Annotated in this window: 14 protein-coding genes; 10 read left to right on the forward strand and 4 right to left on the reverse strand. The window is 69.6% G+C overall.

Annotation, left to right across the window (positions count from 1 at the left end; genetic code table 11):
* Nucleotides 1-67: 67 nt before the first annotated feature.
* From CHC05_RS05270 to CHC05_RS05285, 4 genes are all read left to right on the forward strand, one after another.
* On the forward strand, nucleotides 68-805 hold the full coding sequence (locus tag CHC05_RS05270) for a DUF4328 domain-containing protein (RefSeq protein WP_089245258.1): 738 nt from the start codon (nucleotides 68-70) through the stop codon (nucleotides 803-805).
* Between the two features lie 92 nt (nucleotides 806-897).
* On the forward strand, nucleotides 898-2247 hold the full coding sequence (locus tag CHC05_RS05275; RefSeq protein WP_089245260.1) for a DUF4328 domain-containing protein: 1350 nt from the start codon (nucleotides 898-900) through the stop codon (nucleotides 2245-2247).
* Nucleotides 2244-3455, forward strand: coding sequence for a threonine ammonia-lyase (gene ilvA / locus CHC05_RS05280; protein ID WP_089245262.1), 1212 nt, complete (start codon nucleotides 2244-2246; stop codon nucleotides 3453-3455). The genes CHC05_RS05275 and ilvA overlap by 4 nt, the downstream gene beginning before the upstream one ends.
* The gene (locus tag CHC05_RS05285; protein WP_218824448.1) at nucleotides 3452-4009 is read left to right on the forward strand and encodes a GNAT family N-acetyltransferase; all 558 of its coding nucleotides are present in this window, start codon (nucleotides 3452-3454) and stop codon (nucleotides 4007-4009) included. Before ilvA ends, CHC05_RS05285 begins: the two co-directional genes overlap by 4 nt.
* Here the strand turns inward: CHC05_RS05285 and greA are convergent.
* Both greA and CHC05_RS05295 read right to left on the reverse strand, forming a co-directional pair.
* On the reverse strand, nucleotides 3984-4484 hold the full coding sequence (greA, locus tag CHC05_RS05290; protein ID WP_089245264.1) for a transcription elongation factor GreA: 501 nt from the start codon (nucleotides 4482-4484) through the stop codon (nucleotides 3984-3986). The two genes, CHC05_RS05285 and greA, sit on opposite strands and share 26 nt — an antisense overlap.
* An 87-nt stretch (nucleotides 4485-4571) precedes the next feature.
* Entirely contained in the window at nucleotides 4572-5018 is a 447-nt protein-coding gene (locus CHC05_RS05295) for a DUF4307 domain-containing protein (protein ID WP_245870667.1), read from the reverse strand.
* A gap of 123 nt (nucleotides 5019-5141) precedes the next feature.
* Between CHC05_RS05295 and mca the strand changes: the two genes are divergently transcribed.
* From mca to coaD, 5 genes are all read left to right on the forward strand, one after another.
* Nucleotides 5142-6023, forward strand: coding sequence for a mycothiol conjugate amidase Mca (gene mca / locus CHC05_RS05300; protein WP_089245268.1), 882 nt, complete (start codon nucleotides 5142-5144; stop codon nucleotides 6021-6023).
* Nucleotides 6024-6084: 61 nt separating this feature from the next.
* Nucleotides 6085-6333 carry a hypothetical protein gene (locus tag CHC05_RS05305; RefSeq protein ID WP_089245270.1) on the forward strand — a complete coding sequence of 83 codons (249 nt, stop codon included), beginning with the start codon at nucleotides 6085-6087 and terminating at the stop codon, nucleotides 6331-6333.
* A gap of 259 nt (nucleotides 6334-6592) precedes the next feature.
* A complete protein-coding gene (locus tag CHC05_RS05310; RefSeq protein WP_089245272.1) occupies nucleotides 6593-9118 on the forward strand; it encodes a putative bifunctional diguanylate cyclase/phosphodiesterase in 2526 nt (841 codons plus the stop codon).
* Between the two features lie 361 nt (nucleotides 9119-9479).
* Complete coding sequence (locus tag CHC05_RS05315; RefSeq protein WP_089245274.1) at nucleotides 9480-9749, forward strand: hypothetical protein; 270 nt, start codon at nucleotides 9480-9482, stop codon at nucleotides 9747-9749.
* A gap of 28 nt (nucleotides 9750-9777) precedes the next feature.
* Nucleotides 9778-10185 carry a pantetheine-phosphate adenylyltransferase gene (gene coaD / locus CHC05_RS05320; RefSeq protein WP_089245276.1) on the forward strand — a complete coding sequence of 136 codons (408 nt, stop codon included), beginning with the start codon at nucleotides 9778-9780 and terminating at the stop codon, nucleotides 10183-10185.
* A 42-nt stretch (nucleotides 10186-10227) separates the two neighbouring features.
* Here coaD and CHC05_RS05325 read toward each other — a convergent pair whose 3' ends face one another.
* Nucleotides 10228-10908 (reverse strand): hypothetical protein, encoded by a 681-nt coding sequence (locus CHC05_RS05325; protein ID WP_179266057.1) that lies wholly within the window; start codon nucleotides 10906-10908, stop codon nucleotides 10228-10230.
* A 198-nt stretch (nucleotides 10909-11106) separates the two neighbouring features.
* Nucleotides 11107-11541 carry a restriction system modified-DNA reader domain-containing protein gene (locus tag CHC05_RS40525; RefSeq protein ID WP_144022480.1) on the reverse strand — a complete coding sequence of 145 codons (435 nt, stop codon included), beginning with the start codon at nucleotides 11539-11541 and terminating at the stop codon, nucleotides 11107-11109.
* A 248-nt stretch (nucleotides 11542-11789) separates the two neighbouring features.
* Between CHC05_RS40525 and CHC05_RS05330 the strand changes: the two genes are divergently transcribed.
* Complete coding sequence (locus tag CHC05_RS05330; RefSeq protein ID WP_089245278.1) at nucleotides 11790-13787, forward strand: thioredoxin domain-containing protein; 1998 nt, start codon at nucleotides 11790-11792, stop codon at nucleotides 13785-13787.
* The last annotated feature ends 14 nt before the right edge of the window (nucleotides 13788-13801 follow it).

Here is a 13801-nt window from a genome sequence, read left to right on the forward strand (position 1 = left end):
GATCTCCGCGCGTTGGCGCGGCACGGACAATCTCCTCCGTTCAAGATCGAAACCGGGGGATGGGTTCATGAGCCAGGCTGTCCACGAGGGTCGCCGGACCTATCGACTCCGCGCCGTCGGCGTGGCCGCGATCGTGGCGGTCGGCCTGGCCGCGGTGAGCCTGGCGTCCGTCGCGGCGCTGTTCTGGGCGATCAAGGTCAGCCTCGACCGCGTGGTGTCCGCCGACGAGTTGGAGACCGCGCGGGCATTCCAACGCCTCGCGGTGGTCGGCACCTTGGTCTTCACGGCCACCCAGTTCCTTTCGCTGGGGTTGGCCATGATCTGGCTCTGGCGGGCGCGGAAGAACCTCGACGCCTTCCCGGGCGCGGCACCGAACATGTCGCAGGCCTGGGTCGTCGCCGGTTGGTTCGTTCCGTTCGCCAACTTCGTCGTGCCCGGCCGGATCGCTTTCAACGTGGCCCGTCAGAGCACCCGCGAGCGGTCGGTGGCCGCCGCCGTCGTCGTCTGGTGGGTCGGCCTGCTGGTGGCGATGTTCGCGTACCGCGCCGGGGCCGCGTCGGCGGACAGTCGGCGCTACTCCATCGACGTCCTTGACCTGAGGGTCCTGTCGGATTACTACTCCTCGTGGGCGACCACCACCACGGTGGGCGCCGCCGCGGGCCTCCTCGCCGCCGCCGGGTTCGCCTTCGCGGTCACCCGGATCTCCACGGCCCAGGAGGAACGGATCCACCGTGGCTGGTACGAGGACCAGAACCGCGCTCTGGCCGCCTCGGCCGCCGGTGAGGACGTGGCCGGCGCCGCCTGATCGGCGTCGATGTCCGGCCAACCGGTTGATCTCCGGTTCGGCGTCCGGCGCGAGAATCTCCACCGATCAAGATCGAAACGGGGAGATGTGCGATGAGCCAGGCTGTCTTCGAAGGTCATAAGACGTATCGGAACCGCGGCGTCGGTGTGGCCGCGATCGTCGTGGTCGGCCTGAGCGCGCTTTCGATCGTGATCGTCACGGTGTTGTGCTGGGTGATCAAGATCAGCATCGACCGGGGCGGGTCCGCCGCCAACCTCGACACCGCCTCGACCCTGGAGCGTGTCGCCGGGGTGGCCGCCATCCCCTACAGCATCTTCCAGCTCGCGGCGCTGGTGCTGACGATCGTCTGGCTCTGGCGGGCACGAAAGAACCTCGACGCCTTCCCGGACGCGAAACCGTCGCTCGGCGCCGGCTGGACCATCGGCGGCTGGTTCCTGCCGATCGCCAACCTCATCGTGCCCGGCCGGATCATGGCGAACGCAGCCCGGGAAAGCACCCAGAACCGCTGGGTCACCCGGGTGGCGGTCATCTGGTGGATCGCATTGCTGGTCACGTGGGCCGCCGACCGCGTCGGAAACCTGTGGGCCGAGAACGCGCTCTACACCTCGGACATCCTCGACCTGGAGATGCTGTCCGACTACTACGGCGAACTGGCCCGCGCGAACACCGTGGCCGCCGCCGCGGGGGTCATCGCCGCGGCGGCGTTCGCCTTCACCGTCTCACGCGTCTCCGCGGCGCAGGAGGAGCGGATCCACCGCGGCTGGTACGAGGAGCAGAACCGCGCCCTGGCCGCCGCCGCTCCGGCGTTGCGGGAAGGCGACGAGCCATCGAACTCTCCGGCCGCGTCCGGGGTGGGACAGGTGGCGGAGTCGGTCGGCTCAGAGCGGTGGGACCCTACGGCCTCGTCTGAGGCGGGCCAGGCGGCGGAGCCGGTGGGCGCGGAGCGGTCGGATCCTGCGGCCGCGTCCCCTGCGGGCCAGGCGGCCGAGCCGGTGGGCGCGGACCAGCGGGATCCTGCGGCCGCGTCGGCAGGGGTCCAGGTTGCGGAGCCGGTTGGCGCGGTGCGGCGGGACCCTTCAGCCCCGTCCGGGGCGGGCCAGGCGGCGGAGCCGGTGGGCGCGGAGCGATCGGACCCCACGGCCTCGGCTGAGCCGGGCCAGGCGGCGGAGCCGGGAGGCGCGGAGCGATCGGACGCCACGGCCTCGTCTGAGGCGGGCCAGGCGGCGGAGCCGGTGGGCACGGGCGCGGACTCGGGAGGCTTGGGCGTCGGCCCGGATCAGGTCGGCGTCGGCGGAGATCCGGCTAGCTCGGCCACCGTCGGCGGAGGGTCGGCTCAACCGATCGAGGCCGCCGTGGACCAACCGTCCGCCGGTGCAGTGACCGGTGTAACACCACGGGCCGCCGCGCCGGGCGCCGATGGAAGTGCGACCATCGGGGCATGACGGACCTTGTCGGGCTGGCCGACGTCGAGGCGGCGCGCGAGCTGCTGGCCGGCGTCGTGCGTACCACGCCGCTGGAACCCTCCCGCCCGCTGAGCGCCCGCCTCGGCGGCCCGGGCTGGCTCAAGTGCGAGAACCTGCAACGCGCCGGCTCGTACAAGGTTCGCGGAGCGTACGTCCGGATCGCCCGCCTCACCGACGCCGAGCGCGCCCGCGGCGTGGTGGCGGCCAGCGCCGGCAACCACGCTCAGGGCGTCGCGCTCGCCGCCGAGATGCTCGGCACCAGTGCCACCGTCTTCATGCCCGAGGGCGCACCGCTGCCCAAGGTCGCGGCGACCAAGGGCTACGGCGCGGCGATCGAGCTGGTCGGCGCCACGGTCGACGAGTCGCTGGTCGCGGCCAAGGAGTTCGCCGACCGTACCGGCGCGGTGTTCATCCACCCCTTCGACCACCCCGACGTGATCGCCGGGCAGGGCACCGTCGCCCTGGAGATCCTCGAACAGTGCCCGCAGGTACGCACGATCGTGACCGGGGTCGGCGGCGGCGGCCTGGTGTCCGGGCTGGCCGTGGCGGCGAAGGCGATCAATCCGCACGTACGCGTGATCGGGGTGCAGGCGGCCAACGCCGCCGCGTTCCCGCCCTCGCTGGTCGCGGGCACGCCGACCCGGCTGCCGAGCTTCTCGACGATCGCCGACGGCATCGCGGTCGGCTGCCCGGGCGAGATCACCTTCGCGCACGTCGAGAAGCTGGTCGACGAGATCGTCACGGTGACCGAGGAGGACATCTCCCGGGCGCTGCTGATGCTGCTCGAGCGCGGCAAGATGGTCGTCGAGCCGGCCGGCGCGGTCGGCGTCGCGGCCCTGCTCGCCGGCGTCGTGGAGGCCGAGCCGCCGACCGTCGCGGTCGTCTCGGGCGGCAACATCGACCCGCTGCTGCTGATGCGGGTGATCGAGCACGGCCTGGCCGCGGCCGACCGGTTCCTGCGGATCACGGTGCGCTGCACGGACCGGCCGGGGCAGCTCGCCAACCTGCTGGGCCAGATCGCCGACCAGCACGCCAACGTGGTCGACGTCGTCCACCAGCGGCAGAACCCACACCTGCGGCTCGGCGAGGTCGAGGTCGCGCTCTCCGTGGAGACCCGCGGATCGGAACATTCCGACCAGGTGGTCGGTGCGTTGCGCGGCAGTGGGTACGTAGTCTCGTTCGCGTGAGTGCCTTCGCGGCGTACGAGCCGGGTCGCCGCACCAAAGGCGGCGAGCCGGTGCCGGTGCGCCGCGGCACTATCGCCGACGTGCCCGGCTGTGTGGAGCTGGCAGCCGTCGTGGCCGGGCTCGACCCGGTCCAGTGGACCCGCAGCCTGACCGCCAGCGCGACCGACCAGGAACGGATGCTGCACGTCGCCGAGGATGCCGGGCGGATCGTCGGATATGCCCGGTCGGCGGAGTACGCCCCTCCAAAGGACGCACCGCGCAACGCCGCACCGGCCGGCTGGTATCTGCTCGGGATCGTGGTGGACCCGGCCTATCGCCGACGTGGCATCGGCCGGGCGCTCACCACCGCGCGGATGACCGCGATCGCGGAGCGCGCCGACGCGGTCTGGTATTTCGCGAACGCCCGCAACCGCGCGTCCCTGGACCTGCACACGGTGCTGGGGTTCGTCGAGGTGACCCGGGACTTCTGGTTTCCGGACCTGACCTTCGACGGCGGTGCGGGCGTCGGCGTGCTGTGTCGCGCCCCGCTCAGCCCTCGAAAGGCGCGAACTTGACGACGGTGACCTTGATGTCGGCGCCGCTCGGGGCCGTGTAGGTCACGGTGTCGCCGTTGTGCGCGCCGAGGATCGCCTTGCCGAGCGCCGACTCCGGGCTGTAGACGGTCAGGTCGGTGGTCGCCGAGATCTCGCGCGAGCCGAGCAGGAACGTCTCGGTGTCGCTGGCGTCGTCGTCGAAGTGGATCGTCACCACGGTGCCCGGCGCGACGGCGTCGGCGGTGGGAGCATCGCCGACCTGCGCGGTGCGCAGCAACTCCTTGAGGTAGCTGATCCGGTGCTCCTGCTTGCCCTGCTCTTCACGCGCGGCGTGGTAGCCACCGTTCTCGCGCAGGTCGCCTTCCTCGCGGCGGGCGTTGATCTCGGCGGCGATCACCGGGCGGGCCTTGATCAGCTCGTCGAGTTCCGCCTGGAGCCGGTCATGCGCGTCCTGGGACAACCAGGTGACGGGAGTCCCGCGGTCGGTCGTGGACACAGACGATCTCCTTGGGTGGCGGGTGACAAGTACGAACTTCCAACTTACCAGCGATCGACCAACGGGTGTCGCGCCCGAAACACCCGTTTATTGCGCGGGTACGCAGCGCAGCACTTCTCCGATGAATGGCTCAGCGGTCGTGACCAGGCGTTCGGTGACCGTTGTGGTCGCACCGTCGCCGGAGCTCTCCTGGACCCGAACCTCCTGCCGGCCGACCTCCGAGCCGTCTTTCGCGCGCGCCCGCAGGACGCAGGTCGCCTGCCCACCTTCTGGGATCGTGACCCGGAACGTCAGCGTGAGCCCGGCGTCGCTGATGTCGGTGTACGTCACTACCTGGGCGTCGTACGCCGGGTCGCCGTAGTTTTTGTATAGCCGGATCGACACGAGCACGCCGACCACCACGACGACCAGGGCCAGACCGGCGACGACCAGCGGCCGGCGGCGCCGCGGCTCGCGCCGGCGGCCGTAGCGGCCGGGCGGGAACACGGGCGCGGGTGGCGTGGTTGCTGTGGCTGGAGTCGGAGTCTCGGTCAACGGGGGCACCCCTGTGGCTAGGTCCCGGCGAAATCTTGTCGGTGGCATCGGCCAGAATGGCAGGGTTCCATCCTCGCAGCCGAGGATGAGCAGGCCCGAGGCAGGTTCGAGGGGGAGCAGTTCGTGGCAGAGCAGTTGCGTCTGATGGCCGTGCACGCCCATCCGGACGACGAGTCCAGCAAGGGTGCCGCGTCGGCCGCGCGCTATGTGGCTGAAGGGGTCGACGTGCTGGTCGCGACCTGCACGGGCGGTGAGCGCGGCAGCGTGCTCAACCCCAAGCTCGACCGGCCCGACGTCTGGGAGAACATCGCCGAGATCCGCCGCGCCGAGATGGACGCCGCGCGGGCGATCCTCGGCGTCAAGCAGGCCTGGCTGGGCTTCGTCGACTCGGGCCTACCCGAGGGCGACCCGCTGCCGCCACTGTCGGAGGGGTGCTTCGCGCTCGAGCCGCTCGAGGTGGCCACGGCTCCGCTGGTGCGGCTGATGCGCGAGTTCCGGCCGCACGTGGTGACCACCTACGACGAGAACGGTGGCTACCCGCACCCCGACCACATCATGTGTCACAAGGTCAGCGTGGCGGCGTTCGACGCGGCCGGCGACCCCGAGCGCTACCCCGACCTGGGTGAGCCGTGGCAGCCGCTCAAGCTCTACTACAACATCGGCTGGAGCCGGGCCCGGCTGGTCGCGACCCACGAGGCGATGCTGGCCGCGGGCCTCGAGTCGCCCTACACCGACTGGCTCAAAGAGTGGGACAAGCGCGAAGACAAGGGCGACCGGGTCACCACCCGCGTCGAGTGCGGCGAATACTTCGAGACCCGCGACGACGCGCTGCGGGCACACGCCACCCAGGTCGACCCTGACGGAGCGTGGTTCCGGGTGCCGCTCGACCTGCAGCGCAAGGTCTGGCCGACCGAAGACTTCGAGCTGGTCAAGTCGCTGGTCGACAGCCCGGTGCCCGAGTCAGACCTGTTCGCGGGTGTACGGGAGGCGGTGCGCGCCGCCTGAGCGCACGGGCGTAGCGTGAAGGGCCGCTGCCGACCCCCGGGCGAGAAGGAGTGTGCCGCCGATGCGGACTGTCGTCGACGTGCTCGCGGTCAACAACTTCGGTGACACCCGGGAGGGCGGGCTGGCCGGCCCGATGGGGCTGCTGCTGATCATCCTGTTGGGCACCGCGACGGTTCTGCTGATCCGCAACATGAACAGCCGCCTCAAGCGGCTGCCCGAGCGGTTCCCCGGACCGGATGACAGTGTCGTGGATCCGACCACCACGAAATCTGTCGCAGCGAAACCATCTGACCCGATTGACCGTTCCTGACTACTCCTGGATTCGTTCCAGACTGGGCAATCCGGTGCTGACCAGGCACGACGGCACCCATTGACGGCCAAACCAGACGTCTGACCCCTGTTGCGCCCACTCGGATTGGCTTAGCCTTCCGCCGTGGGGACCCGTGTGGGTTTCCGTGGCGTGCGCGGAAGGGGGCGCCGATGACGATCGCCGGCCGCTCCCGGCATGATCTGTCGTTTGCCGATCATCGCCCCGCTCGCGTCGACCGTCCCGTGGGCGGGAGTTGGCGATGAGCGCGCTGCGCGCGGGCATCGACCGCGTCGCCCGGAGCACCGGCGCGGCAGAAGTGCCCGCCCGGGCGTACGCCTTCACCGGTCTGCTCGTGGTCCTCGCCGTCGTCGCGACGATCGGCGGGCTGCTCTGGCCGGCGTTCCTGCGCGAAGGCGACCCGCTGCCGCCGGCCGCCCGCTTCGGCATCGCCTGCGGCCTGATGGCGCTGGCTCAGCTCGCCAGCCTCCGACTACGCATCGGCTCCGGGCGACTATCCGTCACCTGGGGCGAGGCCGGGCTCATCATCGGCCTCTACGCCGCACCATCGGGCTGGCTGCCGGCCGCCACCTTCGCCGGCACGTTCGCCGCCTGGCTGCTCATGTCGGTCTTCGCGAAGCTCCGCACGCCGCTCGAGGTCGTGTTCATCGCGGCCAGCCAGACCGTCGCCGTCGCCGGCGCCGTCACGGTTGCCTGCCTGCTCGCCGACCCGATCGGCGCACCGCTCACCCCGCACCTCGCCGCGGCCCTGATCCTCGGCGCCCTGACCTATCTGCTGGTCGGCGCGCTGCTCGCGGTGCTCTTCCTGCGTCTCGTGCACGGCGTCCCCGTCTTCGCGACCCTCGTGCGCGCCCTCAACGACAAGCTGCTGATGTTCATCGGCAACGTCGTCGTCGGCCTCGCCGTGGTCGCCATGGTCCACTCCGATCCGGCCTGGCTGTTCCTGCTCCCGCCCGCGCTCTGGCTGCTCCAGCAGACCTACGGGCAGCGGCTGCGAGCCGCCGACGAGCGCCGCGCCTGGGAAGAGTTCGCCGGCGCGACCAGCGCCCTGAAGAAGCTCGACGAAGACGAGGTCGCCACGGCCGGGGTCGCCGGCGCGCTGCGCCTGCTGGTCGCCGAGCGGGTCGACCTCGACGTCGTCCGGATGGACGGCGGCTGGCGGCGCTACTACGGCGACGCCGACGGCGGCAGCGGTGCGACGGACGTCGACGAACGCCCGGCCACCGAGGGCGACGACTCCACGCTCGTCCGCGAGCTCACCGTCCGCGGCCAGCTTGTCGGGCAGATCCGGGTCGCGCTGCCGAGGCCCACCCTGCCGTCCGCCCGCGACGAGTTCGCCCTGCGGTCCTTCGGCGACACCCTGGCGGTCGCCCTGCACGACGCCGTCACCCACCGCGCGTGGTCGCTGCTCCAGGAACGCTCGTCGTACGACGCCGTGCACGACGCACCGACCGGCCTGCTCAACCGGGCCGCCGTGGTGGCACAGGGCGACGCGGCCCTGCGCAAGCTCGGCCGCGACCACCCCATCGCGCTGCTGGTCGTCGACATCAACCGCTTCCGCGCCGTCAACGACACCCTGGGCCACGCCGCCGGCGACGAGCTGCTCGCCGCCACCGCGACCCGGATGAACACGCTGACCGGCCCGGGCGAGCTGCTCGGCCGCCTCGGCGGCGACCAGTTCGCGCTGCTGATCGCCGGGCCCGAGCGGATGACCACCTCCCGCGCGCTGGACCGGGCCGACGAGATGGTCGACGCTGTCGCGGCGACCACCGAGGTCCAGGGCATCTCCCTCGCGGTCGAGGCGTCGGCGGGCGTCGTGGTCGTCGCGGCGGGCGGGGCCAACATGGGAGAGCTGCTCCGCCGGGCCGACATCGCGCTCCGCCAGGCCAAGGAGGGTGGGGGCGGCAACACCGCCTGCTACGACCCCAGCCGCGACGAGAGCAGCACCGACCAGCTCACGCTGCTGTCGGAGCTCCGCGAGGCGCTCGAGGCCGAGGACCAGCTCGTGCTCGCGCTGCAGCCGGCGGTCGACCTGACCACGGGCGCGCCGACCGGAGTCGAGGCCCTGATCCGCTGGCGCCACCCCCGCCGAGGCATCCTCAAGCCCGGCGACTTCGTCCGCGCCGCCGAGGACAGCGACCTGCTCGGAGCCTTCACGCTGTACGTGATCGACCGTGCCCTGCGCGTCGCCGCCGACGTGGCCGCACACGACATGGACGTCCCGATCGCGGTCAACCTCTCGGCACACAACCTGCTCGACCAGCACCTGCCGGCCGCCGTCGCCGAGCTCCTCCGCCAGCACAACGTGGGGCCCGACCGCCTGGTCTTCGAGATCACCGAAACCGTGGTGATGAGCGACCAGGAGGTCATCGACGAGGTCCTGGCGGGGTTGCGCTCGATGGGCATCCGGATCGCCCTGGACGACTTCGGCACCGGGTACTCGTCTTTGGCCTTCCTCGAACGGGTGCCGGTCGACGAGGTCAAAGTGGACCGCTCGTTCGTGATGCGCATGGCCGAGTCTCCCCAGGCCGCCGCGATCGTCCGCTTCACGATCAACCTCGGCCAGGAGTTGGGGTTGCGCGTCGTGGCCGAGGGCGTCGAGACTGCGGCCCAGCGCGCGGCCCTGGAGAACCTTGGCTGCGCGGCGGCGCAGGGCTACCACTTCTTCAAGCCGATGCCCGCTGACAAGATCGTGGCCGTTCTTAGTCAGCTCACTGATTCGGCTCGCGCCAAGGTCTTTCCGCTTCGCGCCGATGGGTCCGCTTGATTCCACGATCGGTCGCCGCTCGCGTTGATCGGGTGTCGGTTCGTCGTTGGTCGCGGTCTAGGGCGGGGGAGAATTTTGCGAGTGCCGACAGGCCGCAGAGAGCGCGACCTCTATAGTCGGCATTCGCAATATCCTCCCCCGCCCTGACCCAGCTCAGCGTTGGTCGACTCCGGTTCCTGGTCGTGGGACACAGTCCATTGGCTGATCTCCGCTGTGCGCGATCAGCGGCGGCTGATGTTTTGGGGCTGCCGCCGGGTTGTCGGTGGTCCCCACAATGGTCTTTGTGCGTGTGGTTGCCAGGGGTGTGTCTGGCGAGTGGGATGTCTGGCGGGTTGGGCGGCGGCGGCTCGCTTGGCGACCCGTGTTCGTCACGGGTCTCGTGCCGATCGTTTTCTGGCTGCTCAACTGGATGGCGGCGCTGCTGGCGACCGTCGTCGTGTGGCCTTGGCGGGTGGTGAGCGGGCGTTGGCTCGTGGTCGCCTACTCGACCACCGGCAACCACCCGCATCGTTGGGTGCGCGTCCGGTCTCGTGCTGCGGCCGACGCGTTGGCTCTGGAGTGGGCGTCGGAGGTCAAGGACCGCTACGTCTGCGGTTTGGCTGCCCGCGCCGCCCAGCAGGGCCGGTTGTAATGCCCGTTGAGCTGGCTAGGCTGGCTCGATGACGCGGGCGGTCTATCCCGGGACGTTCGACCCCTTCACGCCGGGTCACATCGATGTCGTCGACCGGTCGCGCCGCATGTTCGATCACGTCACCGTCCTGGTCGCCGTCAACGACCACAAATGGCCGTCCAAGACAACCGCGGAGCGGGCGACGGCCATCAGGAGCTTGCTCTCACCGGACTGGCAGAACGTCTCAGTCGCAGCCTGGCACGGGCTGACTGTGGACTACTGCCGACACAACGGATGCGCGGTGATCGTCCGCGGGCTCAGAGACTCGATGGACTACCAACGCGAACGCGAACTAGCCGCGATGAACGAATCCCTCGGTGTATCAACATTATTCATTCCCACCCGTCCAGAGCTGTCGACGATGTCATCCACCGCAGTACGGAGTCTGAGACGGTAGGCAGGACCGCACGGCTACCCCTGCGTGACGCCACGTCGGTCATCATGGGCTATTCGCCAACGGTGGGTCGGGCCGGGCCGTGAGAACGGTGGTGACGCGGCTGCCTTGCTCGACCCAGCGTCGACTCGTGGGACAAATCCACTCGGTGACCCTCAACGAAGTTTGGTACAGGTTGGCGAGTGGCCGATTGAACATCGGTTCGTGGTGTGCCATCCGGTTTCGGGCCTCATGCAGCGAGCCGACCGCATCGAAGACGGCTGCCCGCCGCTGACGAGGAAAAGCTTTGTGAAGGCAGGGATGCCACAGCCCGCGGTCGTACCGACGAGCGAGAAGGAACCGCCAAAAACCAAGGTTGAGTTCTGCGACGACGCGTCCAGGCGTTTCGGGCCGCCCGTCACGCACGGCACGAGTCCTCGCCTTGGCGATGTCATCGAGGGCCTCGGCGAACAGGAACCCGTCGGGTAGCGTCGACGATCGAGGATTTAGGTACCAGCGTGGCTCGCCGAAGGTTTGGGCAGACCAGCCTTCAAGTTCGCGGTGTAGGGCGTTTCGCAACAGCACCTCGACGTGGCCCAACGTGGCCGAGAGCGCCGTTGTGACCTCTACGTTCCACCGATACAGCGCGAGTGCTGCCCGCAGATCGCCGCCGCATGCCACCTTGTACGGACCGAGGCGCTCAGGAGAGAGGCGCTGTTCGAGCACCATCAGCTCCGCCGCCTGCATGGCCTTTCTCCCGATCCACGTCGAAGTGCGCTATCGTTGCATGTGAAGACCCCGGTCCGCCTCTGCCCGCGAGGGCATGCCGCCGGGGTTTTGTATGCGCTAAGTCCCGATCAGTCGGGCGCCACGGCCGTCCCTGTGAGAGACCCTGGGGCTCTAACGCTTCAAATCGTAGAGCACTGACGATTGGGAGTGCAAGGTTCAGCTGTGCTCGACTTGGCGTCGGAGTACTTGAAGCGGCTTGCCGCTCGGTACGTGGACGTAGATCCAGCCGTTGATCGTTGTGCCAGTCTGCTCGGCGAGCGCTCGTGACGGAGTTGAGAACTGTCTTCCGTCCGCAAGCTTGAGCCAGCCTCGCGATGTGACGGTTGCCTGGTGAACCATGCGTCGTCTCGGCTGCTCGTGCCGTAGAACGTCCCCTGGGGCGAGGACGCCAGCGTTGATCAACGGAAACAGGGCTCCTGGCCGACGCAGCAAACGCCTTCCGGTTGGTGCGGCTTTCTCCTGCGGTTCCTCCGAGCCTCCGCTGAGAAGCAGTCGGCGCAGCACATCGTTTGGCGTGTCAACCAGCGGCTCGCAGTGCTGCTGCAGGAAGGCGAACACCTCGTCATCGACCTCGATGGTGCGTCTGGCCATTGCCGCTCCTAAGCCTCCCGATCGTCACATCTCTACGAGAGTACATGACGATTGAGAGATTCGGGAATGCTCACCGCCGCGCGTCCGTCCATGGGGATCGAGGAGGAAGCCACGCCAGCGTGAAGCGGAAGTTGGCCGATGGTGGACTGTGTTCGCCGCCCGAGGGTGCGATCAACGACGTAGCGACACCCGGTGACACGGGCGGCGACCGGGCCGGGGCCAGCGAGCGCGTGTGACAGGGTGGAACGGTGAACCGGCTAGGTGACGCCACATCTCCCTATCTGCTGCAGCACGCTGACAACCCGGTCGACTGGTGGCCGTGGGGGTCGGCGGCGTTCGAAGAGGCCAAGCGACGAGACGTTCCAGTCTTGATTTCCGTGGGGTATGCCGCTTGTCACTGGTGTCATGTCATGGCGCACGAGAGCTTCGAAGATGCTGGTGTGGCCAAGTTGATGAATGACAGCTTTGTCAGCATCAAGGTCGACCGGGAGGAGCGGCCCGACGTCGACGCTGTTTACATGACCGCTACCCAGGCCATGACCGGGCAGGGTGGGTGGCCGATGACGGTGTTCGCGGCGCCTGACGGGACTCCGTTCTTCTGTGGCACCTACTTTCCGAAGGCCAACTTCTCCCGCCTGCTCGAGTCCGTGACCAAAGCCTGGCAGGACCAGCGCGACGAGGTCATGAGGCAGGGCGCCGCCGTGGTTGAGGCCATCGGTGGGGCGCAGGCGCTCGGCGGGATCAGCGCACCGTTGACGGCCGACGTGCTGGACGGGGCCGCCGCCAAGTTGGCCTCCGAATACGACAGTGAGAACGGCGGGTTCGGGGGTGCGCCCAAGTTTCCGCCGCAGATGAACCTGCTTTTTCTGTTGCGGCACTACCAGCGGACCGGTGACGCGCGGTCGTTGGAGGTTGTGCGGCATACCTGCGAGGCGATGGCGCGCGGCGGGATCTATGACCAGCTCGCCGGTGGGTTCGCTCGCTACTCGGTCGACGCGCGGTGGATCGTGCCGCATTTCGAGAAGATGTTGTACGACAACGGGCTGCTGTTGCGGGTCTACACGCACCTGTGGCGGTTGACCGGGGATCCGTTGGCGCGCCGGGTGGCCGACGAGACGGCGCAGTTCATCATGCGTGACCTGGGTACGCCCGAAGGCGGCTTCGCGTCGTCGCTGGACGCCGACACCGACGGGGTGGAGGGGCTGACGTACGCGTGGACGCCCGGCCAGCTGGTCGACGCGCTCGGGGTCGACGACGGCGCGTACGCCGCTGGGATCTTCGGGGTGACCGCCGCCGGCACGTTCGAGAACGGCGCCAGCGTCCTGCGGTTGGCCCGCGACATCGACGACGCGAACCCGCCCGTGGCGGACCGTTGGGCGGAGACCAGGCGGCGGTTGCTGGCCGCCCGTGACCGACGGCCGCAGCCGGCCCGCGACGACAAGGTGGTCGCGTCCTGGAACGGGATGGCGATCGTCGGGCTGGTCGAGCACTACTTCGCCACCGGCGGCGCGGAGTCGTTGGACGCGGCGATCAAGGCGGCGTCGCTGCTGGCCGAGCGGCACATCGTGGACGGCCGGCTGCGTCGGGTCTCCCGCGACGGCGTGGTCGGCAGTCCGCACGGAGTGCTCGACGACTACGGCGCTGTCGCCGAGGCCTTCTGCGCCGTGCACCAGGCGACCCTCGACGGCCGGTGGCTGGAGCTGGCCGGTGGCCTGCTCGATGCCGCCCTCGCGCACTTCCCGACCGGCAACGGCGGCTACTACGACACCGCCGACGATGCCGAGCGGCTCGTCACCCGTCCGGCGGATCCGACCGACAACGCCACGCCGTCCGGGTTGTCGGCGTTGGCGGCGGCGTTGACCAGCTACACGGCCTTGAGCGGTGAGACGCGTTATCGGGAGGCGGCCGAGGCGGCGCTCGGGGCGGTGGCGCCCATCGTTTCGCAGTATCCGCGGTTCAGTGGTTACGCCGCCGCCACGGGTGAGGCGCTGTTGTCCGGCCCGTACGAGATCGTGATCGCCACGACGGGCGACCCGACCGGTGATCCGCTGGTCGCCACCGCTTACGAGTTGGCGCCGCCGGGTGCGGTGGTGCTGGTCGGTGCTCCGGACGCGCCCGGCGTACCCCTGCTGGCTGATCGTCCGTTGCTCGACGGCGCACCCACGGCGTACGTCTGCCGCGGTTTCGTCTGTGACCGCCCCACGACGGCGGTGGCGGACCTCACCGCGCAGCTCGCCCGCCGGTAACGCCGGGATAGGCT

Source organism: Asanoa hainanensis, from assembly GCF_900188485.1.
Taxonomy (GTDB): Bacteria; Actinomycetota; Actinomycetes; order Mycobacteriales; family Micromonosporaceae; genus Asanoa; species Asanoa hainanensis.